Annotated in this window: 8 protein-coding genes; 7 read left to right on the top strand and 1 reads right to left on the bottom strand. The window is 72.4% G+C overall.

Annotated features, from left to right (window positions below; genetic code table 11):
* Positions 1-148: 148 nt before the first annotated feature.
* Positions 149-856 carry a hypothetical protein gene (locus QH290_RS22110; RefSeq protein ID WP_280268825.1) on the bottom strand — a complete coding sequence of 236 codons (708 nt, stop codon included), beginning with the start codon at positions 854-856 and terminating at the stop codon, positions 149-151.
* A gap of 106 nt (positions 857-962) precedes the next feature.
* On the opposite strand from QH290_RS22110, the gene QH290_RS22105 reads away from it, so the two are divergent.
* From QH290_RS22105 to QH290_RS22075, 7 genes are all read left to right on the top strand, one after another.
* Positions 963-2,000: a FecCD family ABC transporter permease gene (locus QH290_RS22105; protein ID WP_280384858.1), complete on the top strand. Its 1,038-nt coding sequence runs from the start codon at positions 963-965 to the stop codon at positions 1,998-2,000.
* Positions 1,997-3,085, top strand: a complete 1,089-nt coding sequence (locus QH290_RS22100; RefSeq protein ID WP_280268827.1) for a FecCD family ABC transporter permease — start codon at positions 1,997-1,999, stop codon at positions 3,083-3,085. The genes QH290_RS22105 and QH290_RS22100 overlap by 4 nt, the downstream gene beginning before the upstream one ends.
* A complete protein-coding gene (locus QH290_RS22095; RefSeq protein WP_280268828.1) occupies positions 3,082-3,903 on the top strand; it encodes an ABC transporter ATP-binding protein in 822 nt (273 codons plus the stop codon). Before QH290_RS22100 ends, QH290_RS22095 begins: the two co-directional genes overlap by 4 nt.
* Before the next feature lie 99 nt (positions 3,904-4,002).
* Complete coding sequence (locus QH290_RS22090; protein ID WP_280268829.1) at positions 4,003-4,419, top strand: BlaI/MecI/CopY family transcriptional regulator; 417 nt, start codon at positions 4,003-4,005, stop codon at positions 4,417-4,419.
* Between the two features lie 92 nt (positions 4,420-4,511).
* A complete protein-coding gene (locus tag QH290_RS22085) occupies positions 4,512-5,459 on the top strand; it encodes a M56 family metallopeptidase (RefSeq protein ID WP_280268830.1) in 948 nt (315 codons plus the stop codon).
* Complete coding sequence (locus QH290_RS22080) at positions 5,449-6,981, top strand: DEAD/DEAH box helicase (protein ID WP_425303636.1); 1,533 nt, start codon at positions 5,449-5,451, stop codon at positions 6,979-6,981. Before QH290_RS22085 ends, QH290_RS22080 begins: the two co-directional genes overlap by 11 nt.
* Positions 6,982-7,077: 96 nt before the next feature.
* Positions 7,078-7,572: a DnaJ family domain-containing protein gene (locus tag QH290_RS22075; RefSeq protein WP_280268831.1), complete on the top strand. Its 495-nt coding sequence runs from the start codon at positions 7,078-7,080 to the stop codon at positions 7,570-7,572.
* Positions 7,573-7,664 lie beyond the last annotated feature (92 nt).

Below are 7,664 nucleotides of genomic sequence, written 5' to 3'. Positions count from 1 at the left end.
AACAAAAAAAACAACCCCCCCCCCCACCACCCCCCCCCCGCCCCCCCCCCCGCGGCCCCCCCCCCCCCCCGCGGCAGTGGATCGGGAGTCGACCGCAGCCCTCGGGACTCTCGCGGATCCTAACGCCGAGACCAAGTGTAGGTCAGCCTTACCTAACAAGGCAAGCGCGACGCACCGGCATGCCGCGCTCCTCCATCGCGGCCAGCAGCGCCTGCCCGCGCGCCGCGCCGACCGTCGAGGAGGTGCGGGCCAGATCCGGCACGTAGGTCGCCGCGCCGACGATCGTCTCGCCGACCAGCGCCCAGAACCGCCGCGCGCTCAGGCCCGCGCAGCGCAGCATCGCGTGCTGCACCAGCACCAGCGCGGCCTCGCACCGATGCGCCAGCCACACCGACATCGCCCGCTCGCAGGGCAGGGTCACCACGCCGGTGCCGCCCGCCAGCCGATCGCCGTCGACCACCCGAATCGTGGTGTCGGACAGGCCCGCCCAGTCGATGCCGCCGTCGTTGTCGGTGTGCACCCACAGGTTCTCCAGCCCCGGATCCCAGGCCCGGCCCTCGGCCACCAGCAGCGCCACCACCCGCCCCACGACGGCGTGGATCAACGCGGTCGCCACCACCTCGGCGGCGATATCGGCGCTGATCATCTCGGCGGCGTGCCGCCGGTACATCACCTCGATGCGCCCCTCGCGCACCCCGTCGGCCAGCCGCCACCACCGCCGCCTGCCCTGATCGGACATCGCGGCCACGGCGTAGACGCGCGGATGCTCCGGCTGCAGTGCGCGCAGGCGGGTGCAGGCATGGCCGAACGCCGCGTCGGAGCGACGGGCCGGGTCGGCGGTCATCGGTTCTGACATCGAACCTCCTCATCGGTTGGGCAGTGCGGGCCGAAACGGAAGATAGGTTAGGCTTACCAGACTTACCGAGCAATGGATCGAATCACGTCAGGAGTTATTCGTCGCCGTGCCCGCTGCAGTCACTCTCAAACGGCACCGCATCGCGGGCTTGCTGATCCTGGCGCTTCTGCTGTTACTGGCCACGGTCGCCGGGATCGCCGTGGGCGCGCGATCGCTGTCGCCGGACGCGGTGCTCCACGCGCTCACCTGTCCCGACGGCTGGCCGCTGAGCTGCACGGCGAGCACGCCCACCGACCAGATCGTGCGCGAACTGCGGCTGCCCCGAACCGGATTGGCGCTGCTCACCGGGCTGGCGCTGGGCATCGCGGGCGTGCTCATCCAGGGCTACACCCGCAACCCGCTCGCCGACGCCGGGCTGCTCGGTCTCAATGCGGGCGCGGCGTTTCTGGCCGCGCTGTCCATGCACCTGTTCGCGCTCACCCGCCCGGATCAGTACATCTGGTTCGCCCTCGCGGGCGCGCTGATCGCCGGGGTGGTGGTCTTCGGGGTCTCCTCGGTCGGCGGCGGCACCGCGAGCCCGCTGAGCCTGGTGCTGGCCGGTGCGGCGGTGACCGCGCTGCTGACCGCCCTGACCAATGCCGTCGTGCTACTGGATCCGGCGGCGCTGGACACCTACCGCTTCTGGGTGGTCGGCACCGTCGCGGGGCACGATATGAGCGTGCTGCGGCAGGTGCTGCCGTTCCTCGTCCTCGGGGCGCTGCTCGCCCTGGTCGCCGCGCCGGGCCTGAACGCGCTGGGGCTCGGTGAGGATGTGGCCCGCGGGCTCGGCGTGCACGTCGGCCGCAACCGGGCCCTGGGGCTGGCCGCCGTCGTGTTGCTCACCGGTGCCGCCACCGCCGCGGTCGGCCCGATCTCGTTCCTCGGACTCATCGTGCCGCATCTCGCGCGCCTGCTCACCGGCCCGGATAATCGCTGGCTGCTGCCCTATTCGGGCCTGCTCGGCGCATTGTTGCTGCTGCTGGCCGACATCGCGGGCCGCGTCGTGGCCCGGCCCGGGGAGCTGCAGACCGGTATCGTGCTGGCCGCGATCGGGGCACCGTTCTTCATCGCCTTCGTCCGGCGGCGGAAGATGGTGGGGCTGTGACCGTTCCGACTCTCTCCCGCGTCCGGCCCGCCGCCCGGGTGGGCCCGTTCTCCGCCGTGCTGCGAATCACGATGCTGCTCACCGTGATCGGGCTCGTGGCCGCCGTAATCGCGCTGTTCGCAGTGGATATCGCGATCGGCGAGTACCACATTCCGCTGGGGCGGGTGTTCGACGTGCTCACCGGCGGCGGGACGCGGTCGCAGCGGTTCATCATCTTCGAGTCGCGACTGCCGCGGGCCGTCACCGCCGTCGTCGCGGGCGCGGCGCTGGGGCTGGCGGGCGCTGTCGCCCAGTCGATCCTGCACAACCCGCTCGCGAGCCCGGACCTGCTCGGCATCACCTCGGGCGCGAGCTTCGCCGCCGTGGCCGCGGTGGCCGGAACCGGCGGTGCGACCACGGGCGCCGCCGCGGCGCTCGGTGTTCCGCTCGCCGCCCTCGCCGGGGGGCTGCTCACCGCGGTGGTCATCTACCTGCTGGCGTGGGGGCGCACCCGCGACGGCGCGGCGGGCGCCACCGGAATGCGGTTGGTACTCATCGGGATCGGCATGAACGCGCTGCTGCTGTCGGGGGTCAGCTGGCTGCTCACCCGCGCCACCCTCACCGACGCCAGCCGCGCCCAGCTGTGGCTGACCGGCTCGCTCAACGGCGCCGGCTGGAGCCGCGCCGTCCCGGCCGCGATCGGGCTCGCCCTGGTGCTGGCCGTCACCGCCGGATCGGCGCGCACGCTCGCGGCGCTGCGCTTCGGCGCCGACACCACCCGGGCGCTGGGGGTGCGGCTGCAGGCCCAGCAGGGGCTGCTGCTCGGGGCCGCCGTCACCGCCGCCGCGCTGGCCACCGCCGCCGTCGGACCGGTCGCCTTCGTCGGGCTCGCCAGCCCGCAGATCGCGCGCCGGCTGCTGCGCACCCCGGGCGAACCCGTGCTCGGATCGGCCCTCGTCGGGGCGCTCGTCGTGGTCGGCGGGGATGTCATCGCGCGTACCGTGGTGCCTGTCGACCTACCGGTCGGCATCGTCACCGCCGCCCTCGGCGGCCCGTTCCTGCTGTTGTTGCTCGTGCGCACGAATCGGAAGGCGACCCTCTCATGACCGCCAGCCCCCATCGCCTCACCGTCGACGACGTCACGCTCGGCTACGGCGGCCGCGTCGTCGTCGACGGCCTGTCGCTCGACATCGAGCCCGGGGTGATCACCACGGTCATCGGACCCAACGGCTGCGGCAAGTCCACCCTGCTGCGCGCGCTGGGCCGGCTGCTGCGCCCGCGCGCGGGCCGGGTCCTGTTGGACGGCAAGGAGATCGCCGCCTGGAAGACCCGCGACGTCGCGCGCATCGTGGGCATGCTGCCGCAGACCCCGGTCGCCCCCGAGGGACTCACCGTCGCCGACCTGGTCGCGCGCGGCCGCCACCCGCACCAGTCCTGGCTGCGCCAGTGGTCGGCCGACGACGAGACCGAGGTCGCCGCCGCGCTCGCCCAGACCGGCATCGCCGACCTGGCCGACCGCACGCTCGACGAGCTGTCGGGCGGCCAGCGCCAGCGCGCCTGGATCTCCATGGCGCTCGCGCAGGGCACCGACATCCTGCTGCTCGACGAGCCCACCACCTACCTGGACCTGGCGCATTCGCTCGAGGTCCTCGACCTGGTCGACCGGCTGCACGACGAACTGGGCCGGACCGTGGTGATGGTGCTGCACGACCTCAATCTCGCCATCCGCTACAGCGACCGGCTCGTCGTCATGTGCGACGGCCGCGTCGTCGCGCAGGGCGCACCGGGCGACATCGTCGACGCCGAGCTGCTGCGCGAGGTCTTCGGACTGGAGGCCAGCGTGCTCGACGATCCGGTCTCCGGCAGGCCGATGATCGTGCCGATCGGGACCCGCCACGTCCTCCCGGTGCGCGCCGCGGGGTAGCGCCACCGGCGTGCCCGTATGAAAAATCCCACACAGCTATCGGCCGGTTACGACGACCTGTAGTACGCATTTGTGTCGTTGCCTCCGTAAACTGGAGGGATGGCAGGTCTTGGTGAACTCGAGAAAGCGGTCATGGACCAGTTGTGGTCGGCCGAAGAACCACAGACGGTCCGGCAGGTTCATGAGGCCCTCGCGGCGCGCCGCGAACTCGCGTACACCACGGTGATGACGGTTCTGCAGCGTCTGGCCAAGAAGAATCTGGTCGTTCAGCAGCGCGACGACCGCGCCCACCGCTACGCGCCGGTGCACAGCCGCGACGAGCTGGTCGCCAGCCTGATGGTCGACGCGCTACAGCAGGCCGACGAGGTCGGCAGCCGCCGCGCCGCCCTCGTGCACTTCGTCGAGCAGGTGGGAAACGACGGGGCTGCCGCACTGCGGGAGGCACTCGCTAAGCTCGAAGCAACCGAGGCCGCGCGCACCGCGTCCGACGACAAAGGAGTCGCCCCGCCGCAGTAGTTGCTGCGGTGCTCCGGTCGCTGGATCGCAGCCGCCATCCGGCGGGAGCGCCGCGATCTCGGGCCCTGGCCCCACAACGCAGTGAGCTGAGCATGAACGCAACCGCGCCGGTCTTCGCCGGTCTCGCCCTGCTTCTCGCGGGACCGGTTCCGGCCCTGCTCAGCCGGGCCCGATGGCCGTTCCGGACCCCGCGGGCGGCACTGGTGCTGTGGCAGGCGGTCGCACTCGCCGCCGTGCTCAGCGCCTTCGGATCCGGCTTGGCCATCGCCAGCGAGTTGCTGGTGCCCGGCCACAACGGACGTCCCACCACCTCGCCCACGCGGGAGATCGACGCGCTGGGGCTGCCGCTGTGGCTCGCCTATGTCATCGTATTCGCCCTGACGCTGCTGGTGGGGGCGCGCCTCATCTACGCCTCGATCCGGGTGGGCGTGCACACCCGCCGCCGCCGCGCCCGCCACCGGATGCTCGTCGACCTGCTCGACCAGGGCGCCGAATACACCCAGCGCCGGGCCAGCGACATCCGGGTGCTGGCGGCCAGCGAGCCGATCGCCTACTGCCTGCCCGGATTGCGCCAGCGCGTGGTGCTGAGCCAGGGCACCTTCGCGAATCTGTCCGAGCCCGAACTCGAGGCCATCGTCAGCCACGAGCGCTCGCACCTGCGGGCCCGCCACGACCTGGTGCTGGAGGCGTTCACCGCCGCGCACGAGGCCTTCCCGCGGTTCGTGCGCAGCAAGTCCGCGCTGGATTCGGTGAAGCTGCTGATCGAGCTGCTGGCCGACGATTCCGCCGTCAAGGCCACCGGTCCGACGCCGCTGGCCCGCGCGCTGGTGGCCTGCTCGAATTCGACCGCGCCGCAAGGGGCGATGGCCGTCGGCGGGCCGACCACGCTGATCCGGATCCAGCGGCTGGCCGGGCCGCTGGGCGATCTGCGCATCGCGGCCGCGGCGTATCTGGCGGCCGCCGCGATCCTGGTGGTGCCGACCCTCGCCGTCGCGATTCCGTGGCTGGTCGAGTTGAGCCGGTTGTTCAGTGCCGCCTGAGATCCGCTTCGCGGAACTGGGCCTGCCGGTGGCCCTGGTGCAGGCATTGCGCCGCGCGGACCTCGAGACCGCCTTCCCCATCCAGGCCGCCGTGATCCCCGACATCCTCGCCGGGCGCGACGTCCTGGGCCGGGCCGCAACGGGTTCCGGCAAGACTCTCGCCTTCGGGCTGCCGCTGCTGGTCCGGGTGATGCGCGGCGCCGCCGCACCGCGCCGCCCGCGCGGGCTGATCCTGACACCGACCCGCGAACTCGCGCTGCAGATCGAGCGGGCCCTCGACGAACCGGCGCTCGCCCTCGGCGTGCGGCTGGGATCCGCGGTCGGCGGCGTGCCGATCAAACGCCAGATCGCCCGGCTGTCCCGGGGCGTCGACGTGCTGATCGCCACGCCCGGCCGACTCACCGACCTGATCGACCAGGACGCCGTACGCCTGGACGCGGTGCGCGTAGCCGCCGTCGACGAGGCCGACCACATGGCCGCACTGGGGTTCCTCGACCAGGTCACCGCCCTGCTCGATCGCGTACCCACCGACGCCCAGCACCTGCTCTTCTCCGCCACCCTCGACGCCGCCGCCGACGCCCTCGCCGACCGCTATCTCCCTGCGCCGGTGACACATTCGGTGGACGAGCCACCTCCCGCGGACGCCCCTGCCGTAACGTCTCCCGCCTCGCATCCGGACGACCGCCGAGATCCCCTGCGGCACAACCACGAACAACCCGACCCACCCACTGTCCGGCACAACAACGCCGCCGATGCACGGGCCAGCCGCTCCGACTCACCCGCGACACGGGACGGCGCGACCGGATCGGGGGCCGCACAGCCCGAACTGCCGCGTCGGGGCAACCTCGCGTCCGAATCGCCTGCCGCCGCGGCGAATCCGGTGATCGCACATCATCTGCTGTACGTGCGTAAGCCCGACAAGTACAAGGTTGTCGCCGAGATCGCCGGGCGGGCGGGGCGCACGCTGTTGTTCGTGCGCACGCAGTACGGCGCGCAGAAGCTGGCGCGGCGGCTGCGGGAGGTGGGGATCGCCGCGACCGAACTGCACGGCGGGAAATCGCAGAACCAGCGCAACCGGGCGTTGTCGGCCTATGCCGGGGGTGCGGCATCGGTGCTGATCGCCACCGATGTCGCGGCTCGCGGGATCCACGTCGACGACATCTCGCTGGTCGTACACGTCGATCCGCCCGCCGATCCCAAGGACTACCAGCATCGCACCGGGCGTACGGGCCGGGCGGGCGCCACGGGCACCGTCGTCACGCTCGTGACCGACGCCGACCGCGCGGAGGTCGGCGCGCTCGTGGCGGCGCTGGGCATCGCGCCCGCCGAACTCCGCGTCCGGCCCGGTGACCGGGCGCTCACCGTCATCACCGGCGCCCGTGAACCTTCCGGCCGACCGGTCCCCGATCCCGCGGCACCGCCCGCCGACACCCCGCCGGACCGCGACACGCCCGGAAACCGGCGGCGCCGCAAGGCTTCTGCGCCACACCACGCGCGCCGCCGCAATCGTTCGGCAAACTGAACCTCCGCCTTCCCGGGCGCGGTTGCTCCGCCCAACTCGGCTGTGCGCCACAGCGATACGATGGTGATCAGACGTCGACTGTCGAAGGGGATGGCGATGACCGAGCGCAAACCGGCGGGTATGACCCACGAATCGTGGATCGACAAGCAGATTCGCGAGGCGACCGACCGCGGCGATTTCGACAACCTCCCGGGGGCGGGCAAGCCGATTCCGGGGGCCGGGCATCCGCTGGACGACGACTGGTGGCTGAAGGATTATCTGCGCCGCGAGGGCGTGACGGGCGACGGAGTACTGCCGCCGTCACTGCTGCTGCGGCGCGATTTCGAGCGCCTGCCCGAACGCGTGCAGCGGCTGCGGTTCGAACGCGACGTGCGCGAGCTGGTCTCCGAGCTCAACACCCGCATCACCGAATGGCAGCGCCTGCCGACCGGCCCGCACGTGCAGGTCGCGCACGTCGACGCGGACGAGGTCGTCGAACAGTGGCGCAGCCGCCGCCGCACGACCGACGACGCCTCCGACTCGGCGACCACGCCCGACACGTCCCCGGCCGCCCGGGCACCGTGGTGGCGGCGAGTGTTCGGCGGCCGCTGACATCCGGCGGCACTCGCGAGCAACGCCGCTGCGTACCCGGAGCGATCGCGCGACCGGCTCGTGACCAGGCGCGTTACCCGGACCCCGGCGTG

Source organism: Nocardia wallacei, assembly GCF_029869545.1.
GTDB classification, from domain to species: domain Bacteria; phylum Actinomycetota; class Actinomycetes; order Mycobacteriales; family Mycobacteriaceae; genus Nocardia; species Nocardia wallacei_A.
This window is presented reverse-complemented; position numbering and strand designations above follow the sequence as displayed.